A 12,553-nucleotide genomic window follows, 5' to 3' on the forward strand; every position below is an offset into this window, starting at 1 on the left:
GGGGTCAGGAGCGCGGAGCCGACGCGTCGCCCACGGCGTCGGTGGCCTCGACGACGTGGAACACCCGCTCCGTGTGCGTCAGGCGCAGCAGATGACGGACGTGGGCGGACGGCCGCGCGAGCAGCAGCCGAGCGCCCGAGTCCGCCGCCCGCTGCCGCAGGTTCAGCAGGGTGTTGAGCCCGCTGGAGTCGCAGAACGTGACGTCGTGGCAGTCCAGGACGAGGGTCCGCGACGCGTCCTTGAGCAGCGGTCCCGCGGCTTCGGCGAGTGACGGCGCGCCCTCCAGGTCCAGCTCGCCCGAGAGCCGCAACACGGCCCGCGCTTCCGTGGGTTCGCCCTCGTGGCCGATCGTTTCCTCGTCCTCGCGGCCGATCCAGAAGCGGTTGTCCATGGCTGCGCACCTCTCCCGGGCCGTCACCGCCCGACTCGCTGCTGACGTGCGTTCGTGGAGCTGACCTGTACCCCGACTCGACGCCCTTACCTGCGTGTTGGTGTCCAGGGTCCATGTCGCCTTGCTCACACACCGCGCACGCGGCACGCCTGCGGACGGTGAACGGACCAGGCCTGGCCGCGGAGTTCACGACAGCGGCACGGTGGCGCGCACTCTCTTGCCGCCAGGACACCACTCGACGTCGAGGCGTCCTGCCAGGTCCCGCACCAGGTGCAGCCCGAAGCCGCCCGGCCGCGCCGGGTCGAGCGGCAGGGTGCGCGGCGGCTCGTCGGCGGCGTCGTACACGGAGACGGTCAGGCCCCGGTCGCTGTGGTCGAGCCGGAGGGCGGTCACGCCGTGGGCGTGCCGCAGGGCGTTCGTCACCAGCTCCGACACGACCAGGAGCACCGCCTCCGCCTGCCGCTCGTCGTCGTATCCCACCGACGCCATGAAGTCACGCGCCGCCGCGCGTGCCTCGGCCGCCGACACCGCCCCGTTACGCTCCCACTCGCGCACCACTCGCTGCTCCTTCGGAGGGTGCATCACGACAACCTCCCGTCGTTCCGCGGTTCACACCGATCGCTTGCCCCGAACCCCGCGGAGTACGCGGTGGTTCTGGAGCGGTCCGCGGACGCGGTGGCCGGGCGGGCGGGGAGCCGGGGCGGGGCGGGCCGTGGACGTCGATCCCGGCGGCGGGTCCATCGGCGCGCCGCCTTGCTTTCCCGGTGTTCCGAGGGGAGTGCGCGCGGGGGGAGCGAGCCCACGGGAATGGAAAGGGCGACGGGCGGCTCGAATGCGGCCGGGCGACGGATGTTGACTGGCCGGTATAACTCACGAGTAGTTTATGGGGCGCGTCGGCGCCAAGGGCGCGAGTGGGCAGCGCAAAGCCATCACATTCCCGGAGAAGTGGTGTAGACCATACTCCTGGCGCGGCACCCAGTCAACGTCTTGTCTTTCCATTCGAGGCGCGGGTAGATTCCCCGGCCAAGCACCGCCTGGAATTAGCCTCCGTTGCACATGGTGAAATGCCCGGCGTTGCACATGTTGAAATGGTCTCAGATGGCAGGACAAGGATGGTGGAACCGAAGCTTCCTGTGCTTCTCTGAGCCCGAGCCGAGCGACATCCGAGGACACCGTACGGACCACCCCGTGCGCGCTTCCGTTTTCTTTTCCTTTTCTGGGCGGGGAGGGTCAGTGATTGCTGTGCACACGCATGGGCGGCGCCCCCACGTCACGCGCTCCTCCCGTGCGGCCTGCACCCGGTGCCGGAGGCCCGTGGAGAAACCGGACGCCCGGCGGCGCGACGAGCGGCTGCTCAGGTCGGCCTTCATCATTTCCAGCACCGGGGACTGGGTATTCCGCTTCGCCTTACCCGTCCTCGTGCTCCAGCTGACCGGGTCGGCGGTCTCGACGGCGCTGACCTACGCGATCGAATTCGTGCCCTTCGTGGTCATCGGACTCTTCAGCGGAGTCGTCGCCGACCGGGCCGACCGACGGCAATTGATGATTGCCTGCGACGTCGTCTCCGCGGCGATCGTCGCCGGGATCGGCGTGCTCTGTCTGATCGATCCGCCGACGGTCCTGGTGATGGCGGCCGCCTTTCTGCTGGGGTGCGTACGGCCGTTCTCGTTCCCGGCGTTCCAGGGGTTCATCACCGAGCGGGTCGCCGAACACCGGCGGGCCTCGATGAACGCCTGGGTCCAGGGGGCGGACGGCACCCTCGGCATGCTGGGCCCGGTCGCGGGCGTCGCGGTGGTCACGCTGCTCGGGCCGACCGCGGCGAGCTTCGTGAACGCGGCGTCGTTCGCCGTCTCCGCCCTGCTGATCGCGGCCACCGCCGTCGTCGCGGCGGGGCGGCGGCTGCGGACCTCGTTCGGGGCCGCGTGCCGCTCGCTCGTGCCGGACGCCGTCGCGGCGCTGCGCATGGTGATGACGCAACGCGCCCTCCTGTGGGCCACGATCCTGCTGACCTTGGCGAACTTCACCTTCCCCGCCGCGGCGGCCAATCTCGTCTACATCGTGGCCGGGCCCACCGGGGACGTCCCCGCCTCCCTCGCGGTGATCGCCGCGGCCCAGGGGCTCGGCGCCGTCCTGGGCGCCGCCGCGTCCCCCGTGCTCCTGCGGAGGTTCTCCGCGGGCACGCTCATGGCGGCGGCCATGGCGGTGAAGGTCATCGCCCTGACGCTGCCCGCGCTGTGGCCCGGCATCGGCGCGCTGACCGTGTGCTGGTTCGTCGTCGGCACGACGACCTCCACCTTCATCGTGCCGTGGCGGACCTATCGGCAGGGCGCGGTCGACCCGGAATTCCTCGGCAGGGTGGTGGGGCTCCAGCGGGCCATTCCGTTCGCGGCCGTTCCGGTCAGTTCGCTGCTCGGCAGTTGGCTGGTCGTCGAGTTCGGGGTGGCCACCTTGTTCACGGCCATCGCGGTCATTCAGTTCTTCGTCTGGCTCGGTACTCGTTTCTCGCCATTGGGGAGATCCGGTTCGTCGAGTGTCGAAGTGGCAGGTCCGTCGGTAATTCCGGCGGCACAGCCGAGTCGCACCGGCGGGAATTGAGCCGACAACGCTTGTACGGACCGGTCGCACTGATAACATCCACGATTCACTGCGTCATTCCTGGTCACAGAAAGGTGTGGGGTAGATGCCATTATCCTTTGAAGGCAGTGAGACGCTGGCGGCGCAGCGGGAGCACTTCGCGGACTCGGGCTATCTGGTCCTGCCCGCCCTGCTGCCGGCGGCGCTGCGGGACCGGCTCGTCCCGGAAGTGGACCGCTGGGTCGACGAGGGGCTGCGCTCCCGCTCGATAGCCGCCTGCCTCGACCCGGGGCCCCACGACGCACCACCGCCCGTCATGGAGCTGGAACTGGCCGCACACGGGGAACTCCTCACCTACGACCCGCTGCTGCGGATCATCGCGGACCTCCTGGGCGCGCCGTTCGTCTTCCACCATCTGCACAGCGACCGGCACAACCCGGGAGCGCCCGGCAAGTCCTGGCACCACGACCACGAACCCAACGACCTGGGCGACCGCGACCTGGTGATGGTGCACGCGCTGCACTACCTCGGCGGGCTCGACGGCACGGTCGGCACCCTGACCGTGGTGCCCGGCTCCCACCGCGACCCCTGGAGCAAGGCCGACCTCGCCCACCTCGGCACCACCGAACTGCCCGACGAGGTGGTCATCGACGACCTGCCGCCCGGCTCGACCGTGCTCATCAACTCGGCGCTGCTGCACGCCCGCAGGCCCGCGCCCAGTCCGCCGGGCACCCTACCCCGTTACTTCGTCGACGCCTCATACTGCCAGACCGGGGCGCGCTGGCGGCCCGTGAAGCCGTACTGGCGACACATGCTGGCCACGGCCCGCGCCCGCGACCTCGACGGCGGGCGCTGGCCGGAGCTGTTCGCGGAACGGCACTTCACCGAGTACGCCCGGTCGGCGTGAGAAGGGACAGCACGGATGCACATCATCGGCCCCACCACCTTCGACGAGGTGCGCGCCCGCTTCCACCGGGACCATCCCGTCGGCCGCGCCCACGAGGTCAACACCAACGAGGACGCGGACAGCGCGCTGCGCCTGGCCGACGCGACCTTCGGCACCTGGTCGACGATCGGTCTTTCCCGCGCCGACGTCCGCTCGGTGCTGCTGCCCTGGCACCTCGGCTGCGGCGGCGGCCGCGAACTGGTGCCGCGCACCGGCCTCACCGTCGGCCAGGCGGCGGACCTGCTGCGCGCGCACGAGGCGGAGTTCACGGCGGCCAACCCCGTCTGCACCGGCAAGATCGCCCTGTTCCGCACCTCCGCCTTCAGCTCCATCTACCTCACCACCCGGCCGATCCCGCACGACCACTACGCGGACCTGCCCACCGACGACGGCCTGGTCCACCTCGACGGCCTGCACCGCCTGCTCGCCTGGGAGCTGGCCGAACGCCTCTCGCCGAGCGAGGAGTTGACCGCGTACATCGCCGGTGACCTCACCCCGCTCACCGGCGGCGCGGACGCGCCGAACGCCACCTCCGGAGGTCTGCGCCCATGACGCGAGCGACGCGAACCGCCGCCTCGCTGCCCGACGCCACGCTGCCCGGCCTGCTCGAACTCAACGCCAGGACCCACCCGGACCGACCCGCCCTCAGCGACGGGACCCGCACCCTCGACCACCGGCAACTCGACACCGCCGCCGGGCACATAGCCGCCCGCCTCAGCGGCCTCGGCACCGACCGCGGCGACCGCGTCGCCCTGCTCGGCCCCCGGGACGCCCGCATGTGCGCGCTGCTGTACGGCGTCCTGCGCGCGGGCGCCGCCGCCGTCCTGGTCGACCCGGGGTGGAGCCCGCGCGACGTGCACCGCCGCCTCGACGCCGTCAAGGTGCGCCACGCCCTGACCACCGCGCCTGAGCTGCACGCGCCCGAGCCGTACCGCACCGAGGTCGTCGACGTCGACGCCCTCGCCGCGAGCGCGCCCGCCGCACCCGCCGCCGCGCCGCCCTGCGCGCCGGACGACCTGGCGTACCTGTCCTTCACCTCCGGATCCAGCGGGGAGCCGAAGGCCGTCGCGGTCACCCACGCCAACGCCGCCCACTACGCGCTCGCCCTGCGCGACCGGCTCGGCCTCACCGACGCCGACGCGCCCCGCGTCGCCCACGTCACCACCCTGGCCGCCGACCTCGGGCACACCTCCTGGCTGCTCGCCCTCGCGACCGCGGGGTCGGTGCACGTCGTGCCCGACGCGGCCGCGCGGGACCCCGAGGCGTTCTGGGCCGCGCTGCGCGAGGCCGGGGTCTCGGTCCTCAAGACGACCCCGTCCCACCTGACGGCGCTGCTCGCCGGGCGGCCCTTTGACGCGCCCGCCCTGGACACCGTCCTGCTCGGCGGCGAGGCGCTGCCCCGGTCGCTCGCCGCGCGCCTGCTCGACGAGGGGATCGCCGCACGGGTCGCCAACCACTACGGCCCGACCGAGACCACCGTCGGCGCCACCTGCTTCCTCGCCGCCGCCGTGGCCGACCTGCCCGCCGACGAACCCACCGTGCCCATCGGCACCGCCATCGGCGAGGCCGACCTGCGGCTCGTGCCCGACACCCGCGCACCCGAGACGCCGGAGCCCGACGGGACGGAGGGCGAGCTGTACATCGGAGGGCGCGGCGTGAGCGCCGGATACTTCGGCCGCCCCTACGAGACGGCACGCCGCTTCATCGCCCACGAGGGCCTGCGCATGTATCGGACGGGCGACGTGTGCCGCCGCAGGCCCGACGGCAACCTCGTCTTCGTCGGCCGCTCGGACCGCCAGGTCAAGGTCCGGGGCTTCCGCGTCGACCCCGCCGAGATCGAGCGGGCCATGGAGGAGTTCCCCGGCGTCGGCCAGGGCGCGGTGATCGTGCGCGCGACCCCGGCGGGCAACCAACTCCTGGCCGCCGTACGCCTCACCGCCGGGCGCGACGAGGCCGAGACCCTCGCCGCGCTCCGTTCCCACCTGCACGACCGGCTGCCCGGCTACTCCGTGCCGCAGCCGATCCTCGCCCTCGCGGAGTTCCCCTTCGGCGCCAACGGCAAGCTCGACCGCGCCCGCCTCGGCGACACCGTGTCCGGCCTCATCGAGTCCCGGGCCCGGACCGCGCGGCCCGAGCCCACCGCCGCCACCCGGCCCGCCGACCGCTGTGCCGCCTCGCTCGCGCACGCCCTGTGCGAGCTGTGGGCGGACGCGCTCGGCCTGCCCGTGGTCGACCCGCACGCGGACGTGCTCGGCCTGGGCGGGGACTCGATCCTCGCCATGCGCACCATCGCCTTCCTGCGCCGCCGCGGCCACCGCGTCGCGTTCGAGGACTTCTACGACCACCCGACGCCCACCCGGCTCGCGGCGGTCGCCGCCTCCTCCCGGCGGCGCCCGCAGGCGCGCGCCGAGAGCCTGGCCGCCGAGCCGCGCCACCTGGCCCCCGCCCAGCGGTGGCTGTTCCGCCAGCCCGTCGACGAGCCCCGGCACTGGAACCAGTCCGTGCTGCTGCGCTGCCGGGAGCGCGTGGACCCCGGGGCCCTGGCGCGGGCCGTCGAGGCCGTGCTGCACCGGCACACGGCGCTGCGCAGGCCGGTCGGCCCCGGCGGCCTCGGCCCGCTGCGCCCCGCGGGCGACCTGGACGCGGTGAGCCACTCACGGCTGCGGCCCGAGGACGCCCTGCCCGAGACGGTCGGTGCGCTCTGTACCGAGCTGCACCGAAGCCTCGACCCGGAGGCCGGGCGCTTACTGAGGGTGCATCTGTTCTCCGGCGGCCAGGGCGTCGACGACCGGCTCGCGCTGATCGCGCACCACCTCGTCGTCGACGGGCTCTCCTGGCGCATCCTGCTCGACGACCTCGCCGCGGCCTACCGGGCCGCCCGGTCCGGGCAGCGGGCCGACCTGGCGCCGACGGCCGACTTCTACGCCTGGGCCGCCACCACACCCCGCACCGCGCCCGCGCACCCGGCGGTCGCCCCCCGGCTCCCGGTGGACGACGCCACGTCGAGCACCGAACCCGCGACCCTCGTGTGGAGCCTCGACGAGGAGGCGACCGGCAGGCTCCTGGAGCGCCACGGCGGCGCCCAGCGCCTGGAGGCGGTCCTGCTCGCGGCGTTCGCCGACGCCACGCTGGCCTGGAGCGGGCAGCGGAGCCTCGGCGTGGAGGTGGAGACCCACGGCCGGGGGACCGACGGCGACGACGGCCAGTACCTGGACACCGTGGGCTGGTTCACCGCCGTCAAGTGGCTGGCCGTCAAGGCCGCCGAGACGGCCGAGCGGGACGCGCGCACGGCGGAGGTCGAGGACCTCGTGCGCGGCGCGCCCCAGCTGCCGATGGACGTCGAAGGAGCCCGCCCCGAGGCCGCGTTCAACTTCCTCGGCACCTTCCGGCTGCCCGACGAGCCGTCCCTGGACTGGACGGTGGCGGACGAGCAGGCCGGGGCGGCCCGCTGCGCCACCGGGGACTCGCTGTACCGGCTGCGGCTCACCGCCCGGATCGTCGCAGGACGCCTGGTGACCGACCTGGTCTACGCCTGGCCGCGCCTGTCGCACGAGAGCGCGGAGCGGATCGTGGCCGCCTTCTCGTCCACGGTGGCCGCCGCCGCGGACGCCGCCCCGCCCGCGTACGCGCGGACGCCCGTCTCCACGTCCGGCCAGCTGGTGCACACCGCCGTCGCGCCCGCGCGCGGGCACTGGACGGTGGTGCGCGAGCCGGTGCCCGTGCTCCTCACCGGGGCGACCGGCTATCTCGGCGGGCACGTGCTCACCGAACTGGCCGCGCGCGGCGCCCGCGTGACCTGCCTGGTACGCGGCGACAACGATGCCGAGGCGGCCCGGCGGCTCGGCGGCGCCGACGCGATCGCCGGTGACATCACCGCGGACGGCCTCGGCCTGACCCCGGCCGGGCTCGCCCGCGCCCGCGCGGCCCGGGTCGTCGTCCACGCGGCGGCGGACGTCCGCCTGGTCGCCTCGCCCGCCGAACTGGAGCGGACCAACCACACCGCGGTGCGGCGGCTGCTCCACTGGATCGACGCCCACACCCCCGGCGCCCGCTTCCACCACGTCTCCACGCTGGCCGTCTCGGGCGAGGTGGAGGGGCCCGCGCGCCGCTTCAGCGAGGCCGACCTGCGCATCGGGCAGACCTTCCGCACCCCGTACGAGAAGGTGAAGTTCCACGCCGAGGAAACCGTGCGCGCCTGGGCGGCCACCGGCGGGCAGGCCTACGTCCACCGCAGCGGCCACATCGCGGCGCACAGCAGGACGGGGGCCTTCCAGCGCAACGTCGCGGACAACCGGATCTACCAGACCGTGCGCGGCTACGTCCTGGCCGGGGCGGCGCCGCGCAGGCCCTCGACGACGTTCGAGTTCTCCCACGTGGACACGGTGGCGGCGGGCATCGCGGCGCTCGCGGTCCATCCGCACGCGGCGCCCGGCGTCTACCACGAGGAGTCGCCGCACACCGTCGCCCACGACGAACTCGTGGCGTGGATGGTCCGGCACGGCTATCCGATCCGGCTCACGGACGACGCCACGTTCGCCGCGGCGCTCGCCCGCGCCGAGCGGCACCATCCGACCATGGCCCGGCTCGCCTCGACCTGGTCCCAGCTGGGCGAGCGCAACGTCGTCGTGGACAGCGCGTGGACCCAGTCCGTCCTCGACCGGCTCGGCGTGCGGTTCGCCGAGCCGACCGCGCAGTGGTGGTCGGCCGCGCTGACCTGGGCGGCCGACGTCGGCTTCCTGCCGCACCGCTCGCCGGTCCCGGCCGACCCGGGCCGCTGAACCCCCCCATGCGGCCCACCCGGCCCAGCTCCCCTGGTCCCGCCCGCCGGGCGGGCCACCGAACCCCTAGGAAGTGACGCGATGCCCCAGCTCTCCCCGGTGCTCCAGCAGGCCACGCCCGTGGTCGCCACCCGCGGCGAGGGGATGTACCTGTACGACGCCGACGACCGTCGCTACCTCGACTTCACCGCCGGCGTCGGCGTGACCAACACCGGCCACTGCCACCCCCGGGTGGTGGAGGCCGTGCGCGAGCAGGCAGGCCGACTCATCCATGGCCAGTACACGACCGTGCTGCACGACCAGCTGCTCACGCTGACCGAGCGCCTGGGCGACGTGCTGCCCGAGGGCTTGGACGCGCTGTTCTACCTGAACTCCGGCAGCGAGGCCGTGGAGGCCGCGCTGCGGCTCGCCCGGCAGGCCACCGGACGGCAGAACGTGATCGTGTTCGACGGCTCCTTCCACGGGCGCACCATGGGCGCGGCGGCGATGAGCACCGCGGGCACCCGGTTCCGCGCCGCGAGCGGCCCGCTGATGCCCGGCGTCGCGGTGGCGCCCTTCCCGCACGCCTTCCGGCTCGGCCTGAGCGAGGAGGCGGCCGTCGCGCAGGCGCTGCGCGGCCTCGACCACGTCCTGGCCACCGTGAGCGCGCCCGAGGAGACCGCCGCGATCTTCGTCGAACCCGTCCTGGGCGAGGGCGGATACGTGCCCGCGCCCGCGGCCTTCCTCGCGGGCTTGCGGGAGCGCGCGGACCGGCACGGCATCCTGCTGGTCCTCGACGAGATCCAGACCGGCTTCGGCCGCACCGGGCGGTTCTGGGCCCACCAGCACGCCGCCGGGGTCGCCCCGGACGTGCTGATCACCGCCAAGGGCCTGGCCAGCGGCTTCCCGCTGTCGGCCATCGCCGCGTCCGTGGAGCTGATGGGCAAGGCCCGGCCGGGCTCGCAGGGCGGCACCTACGGCGGCAACGCCGTGGCCTGCGCCGCCGCGCTCGCCACCCTCGACGTCATCCGCGACGAGGGCCTGGTCGCCAACGCCGCCGTGCAGGGCCGCCGCCTCGCGGACGGGCTGCGCAAGGTGGCCGCCCAGGTCCCGGCGATCGCCGACGTGCGCGGCACGGGCCTGATGCTGGCCAGCGAGTTCCAGGACCCCGACGGGTCCCCCGACACGGCCCTGGCCCGCGGTGTGCAGCAGGCCGCCGCCGAGCGGGGCCTGCTCCTGCTGACCTGCGGGGTGCACGGCAACGTCGTACGGATGATCCCGGCGCTCGTCGTCACCGCCGAGCAGGTCGACGAGGCGTTGACGCTGTGGTCCGAGGCGGTCAACGCTTCGCTGGAATCGCGGTGATGGGCCGTCCGTTGCCTGCGGATTCGTCGTGGCTGGTCGCGCAGTTCCCCGCGCCCCTTCGGGGCGCTGCCGTACCCGTACGCTCTCGAAAGGACTGATCACGTATGACCGGAACCACCATCGACGACATCGGCTGGACCAGCGACTATCTGGAGTCGGCGCGTGACGTGTGGTCGCTGTCGGTCTCCGACGACGACCGGCGGCTGCTGTGGTCGGACGCCCTCACCGGGCGCTGGGGCGCGGGCGAGGCCGCGTACGCCACCGTGCGCTCCTTCATCAGCGGCAGCCTGGACGCCGTGGGCTTCGTGAACGTGCGCAACGTGATGTCCCCGGACGCGTCCGACGCCGACCTCATCACCGGTCTGTCCCGCGTCCTCGACGAGATCGGCGGGGCCATCCCGCAGAACGCGCAGGGCGACCTGTGGACCATCCTGCGCGACCGCGACGGCGACGGCGCCACCGAGCTCGGCTTCCACTGCGACACCTGCGACCTGCTCGTGCTGCTCTGTCTGCGGCCCGCGGCGGACGGCGGCGGCACCACCAAGCTGGCCAGCGCCCGGCACGTGTACGACATCATCGAGCGCGAACGCCCCGACGTGCTGGCCCTGTTGCAGCAGGAGTGGCGCTTCGACCGCAGCGGCCGCGCGGGCCAGCAGATCGTCCTCACCCCGATCCTGTTCACCCAGGACGACGGGACGATCGGCTGCTACTACCAGACCCGTACGGTACGGGCGTCCGCGGAGCTCGACGCGCGGCGCCTGGAGGCCCTCGACTACCTGGACGAGGTGCTGTACCGCCCGGAGATCGCCTTCGGCCTCCAGCTCGGCGCGGGCGACCTGCTGATGATCCGCAACAGCCGGGTGCTGCACGGCCGTTCCCCGTACGTGGACGCCCCGGGCCCGCGGGCCCGCCGGATCCTGCGCGCCTGGATGAACGAGCGATGAGCGGCGACGGCAGGATCGGTGTCGTCACCGGCGGCGGCAGCGGCCTCGGCCGCGCCGCCGCGCTCGCCCTGCTCGAGAAGGGCTGGTCGCTCGCGCTCGCGGGGCGGCGCAAGGAGACCCTGGAGGAGACCGCGGCCCTGTCGGGCGCCGGTGCGGACCGGGTGCTCGCGGTGCCCACCGACATCAGCGACCCGGACCAGGTCGCGGCGCTGTTCCGCGCGGTCGTCGACCACTTCGGCCGCCTCGACCTGCTGTTCAACAACGCGGGCGCGGTGGTGCCCCGCAAGCCGGTCGGGGAGGTGGCCGTCGACGACTGGAACACGATCATGGCCACCACGGTCACCGGCACCTTCCTCTGCTCCCAGGAGGCGTTCCGCGTGATGCGCGACCAGTCCCCGCAGGGCGGCCGCATCATCAACAACGGCGCGCCGTCCGCCTACGCGCCGCGCCCCCACGCCATCGCCTACACCACGGCCAAACACGCGGTGCTCGGCATCACCCGGGGCCTGTCCCTGGACGGCCGCCCCTATGGCATCGCCTGCGGGCAGATCGACGTGGGCAACGTGACGCCGGTGGACGGCAGCCCCCAGCCGCCGTCCATGCAGGGCGACGGCACGATGGCCGTCGAGGCGACCATCCCGGTGGAGCGCTTCACCGAGGCCCTGGTGCTGATGGCGTCGATGCCGCTCGACACCAACGTGCAGTCCCTGACGGTGCTGCCCACCACGATGCCCTACGTCGGCAGGGGGTGACGCGATGCTGGTCAGTGCCCGCTCCCTGGACGAGTACCGGGCGATGTTCGCGCTCACGGACGACGACCTCGGCCTGCGGATCCTCGACTGCCCCGGCGGCGCCGCGAGTTTCGTGGCCGAGGCCGGGGCCCGGGGCACCGACGCGGTCGCCGTCGACCCGCAGTACGGTCAGGGCCGCGACCTCCTCGGCACGCTCGCGCTGCGCGAGATCGAGCACAAGCACGCGGACGTGGCCGACCACCCGGAGCGCTACGTGTGGGACTGGTTCGGCGGCCCCGAGCGCTACACCCGCCTGAGGGCGGCGTCGGCGCGCGCCTTCCGCGCCGACCTGGCGGCCCGCCCGGACCGCTACGTCGCGGGCTCGCTGCCGCACCTGCCCTTCGCGGACCGCTCCTTCGACCTCGTGCTCAGCTCGCACCTGCTGTTCTCCTACGGGGCGCAGCTGAGCGAGGAGTTCCATCTGAGCGCGCTGATCGAGCTGGTGCGGGTGGCGCGCCGCGAGGTGCGGCTCTTCCCGGTGGTCCTGCACACCAGCGACCGCCGGTACGAGGGCCTTCAACGGCTGCGCGCCGCCCTGGACGCCCTGGACGTGCCGTCCCGCCTCGACCGGGTCGACTACGCGTTCCAGCCGGGCGGCGACGAGGCGCTCATCCTCGACGCCAGGTCCCCCGGCCCGCTGCCCGTCGACCGGCCCGGCGCGGACGACCACGACCCGGTGCGCTGGCGGCACTTGGGGGCGGGGGAGCCCGTCGCCGGTCCCGTACGTTGAAGGGGCCGGTGGCGAGGTGCCGCCACCGGCCCGATCAAGGGGAAGGAACCGCGAG

Annotated in this window: 10 protein-coding genes; 8 read left to right on the forward strand and 2 right to left on the reverse strand. The window is 73.7% G+C overall.

What is annotated here, in order from left to right:
• Positions 1-4: 4 nt before the first annotated feature.
• Positions 5-391: an STAS domain-containing protein gene (locus tag ACIG3E_RS15510; protein WP_399615896.1), complete on the reverse strand. Its 387-nt coding sequence runs from the start codon at positions 389-391 to the stop codon at positions 5-7.
• A 186-nt stretch (positions 392-577) separates the two neighbouring features.
• Entirely contained in the window at positions 578-973 is a 396-nt protein-coding gene (locus tag ACIG3E_RS15515; RefSeq protein WP_399615898.1) for an ATP-binding protein, read from the reverse strand.
• Positions 974-1,705: 732 nt separating this feature from the next.
• On the opposite strand from ACIG3E_RS15515, the gene ACIG3E_RS15520 reads away from it, so the two are divergent.
• From ACIG3E_RS15520 to ACIG3E_RS15555, 8 genes are all read left to right on the forward strand, one after another.
• Positions 1,706-2,986: an MFS transporter gene (locus ACIG3E_RS15520; RefSeq protein ID WP_399615900.1), complete on the forward strand. Its 1,281-nt coding sequence runs from the start codon at positions 1,706-1,708 to the stop codon at positions 2,984-2,986.
• Positions 2,987-3,071: 85 nt separating this feature from the next.
• Positions 3,072-3,872 carry a phytanoyl-CoA dioxygenase family protein gene (locus ACIG3E_RS15525; protein WP_399615902.1) on the forward strand — a complete coding sequence of 267 codons (801 nt, stop codon included), beginning with the start codon at positions 3,072-3,074 and terminating at the stop codon, positions 3,870-3,872.
• 15 nt (positions 3,873-3,887) lie between these two features.
• Positions 3,888-4,463 (forward strand): DUF6309 family protein, encoded by a 576-nt coding sequence (locus ACIG3E_RS15530; protein ID WP_399615904.1) that lies wholly within the window; start codon positions 3,888-3,890, stop codon positions 4,461-4,463.
• The gene (locus ACIG3E_RS15535) at positions 4,460-8,689 is read left to right on the forward strand and encodes an amino acid adenylation domain-containing protein (protein WP_399615906.1); all 4,230 of its coding nucleotides are present in this window, start codon (positions 4,460-4,462) and stop codon (positions 8,687-8,689) included. The genes ACIG3E_RS15530 and ACIG3E_RS15535 overlap by 4 nt, the downstream gene beginning before the upstream one ends.
• An 81-nt stretch (positions 8,690-8,770) precedes the next feature.
• Positions 8,771-10,033 (forward strand): aspartate aminotransferase family protein, encoded by a 1,263-nt coding sequence (locus tag ACIG3E_RS15540; protein ID WP_399615908.1) that lies wholly within the window; start codon positions 8,771-8,773, stop codon positions 10,031-10,033.
• 104 nt (positions 10,034-10,137) lie between these two features.
• The gene (locus tag ACIG3E_RS15545; RefSeq protein WP_399615910.1) at positions 10,138-10,977 is read left to right on the forward strand and encodes a TauD/TfdA family dioxygenase; all 840 of its coding nucleotides are present in this window, start codon (positions 10,138-10,140) and stop codon (positions 10,975-10,977) included.
• Positions 10,974-11,729 carry an SDR family oxidoreductase gene (locus ACIG3E_RS15550; protein ID WP_399615912.1) on the forward strand — a complete coding sequence of 252 codons (756 nt, stop codon included), beginning with the start codon at positions 10,974-10,976 and terminating at the stop codon, positions 11,727-11,729. The genes ACIG3E_RS15545 and ACIG3E_RS15550 overlap by 4 nt, the downstream gene beginning before the upstream one ends.
• Positions 11,730-11,733: 4 nt before the next feature.
• The gene (locus ACIG3E_RS15555; protein ID WP_399615914.1) at positions 11,734-12,498 is read left to right on the forward strand and encodes a methyltransferase domain-containing protein; all 765 of its coding nucleotides are present in this window, start codon (positions 11,734-11,736) and stop codon (positions 12,496-12,498) included.
• Positions 12,499-12,553 lie beyond the last annotated feature (55 nt).

This window comes from Streptomyces sp. NPDC053474, from assembly GCF_044544845.1.
GTDB lineage: Bacteria > Actinomycetota > Actinomycetes > Streptomycetales > Streptomycetaceae > Streptomyces.

Bases quoted from the DNA above. Each gene is read 5' to 3' on its own strand.
- ACIG3E_RS15555 (WP_399615914.1), top strand. From the start codon at position 11,734: ATGCTGGTCAGTGCCCGCTCCCTGGACGAGTACCGGGCGATGTTCGCG.
- ACIG3E_RS15540 (WP_399615908.1), top strand. From the start codon at position 8,771: ATGCCCCAGCTCTCCCCGGTGCTCCAGCAGGCCACGCCCGTGGTCGCC.
- ACIG3E_RS15535 (WP_399615906.1), top strand. From the start codon at position 4,460: ATGACGCGAGCGACGCGAACCGCCGCCTCGCTGCCCGACGCCACGCTG.
- ACIG3E_RS15530 (WP_399615904.1), top strand. From the start codon at position 3,888: ATGCACATCATCGGCCCCACCACCTTCGACGAGGTGCGCGCCCGCTTC.
- ACIG3E_RS15550 (WP_399615912.1), top strand. From the start codon at position 10,974: ATGAGCGGCGACGGCAGGATCGGTGTCGTCACCGGCGGCGGCAGCGGC.
- ACIG3E_RS15515 (WP_399615898.1), bottom strand. From the start codon at position 973: ATGCACCCTCCGAAGGAGCAGCGAGTGGTGCGCGAGTGGGAGCGTAAC.
- ACIG3E_RS15525 (WP_399615902.1), top strand. From the start codon at position 3,072: ATGCCATTATCCTTTGAAGGCAGTGAGACGCTGGCGGCGCAGCGGGAG.
- ACIG3E_RS15510 (WP_399615896.1), bottom strand. From the start codon at position 391: ATGGACAACCGCTTCTGGATCGGCCGCGAGGACGAGGAAACGATCGGC.
- ACIG3E_RS15545 (WP_399615910.1), top strand. From the start codon at position 10,138: ATGACCGGAACCACCATCGACGACATCGGCTGGACCAGCGACTATCTG.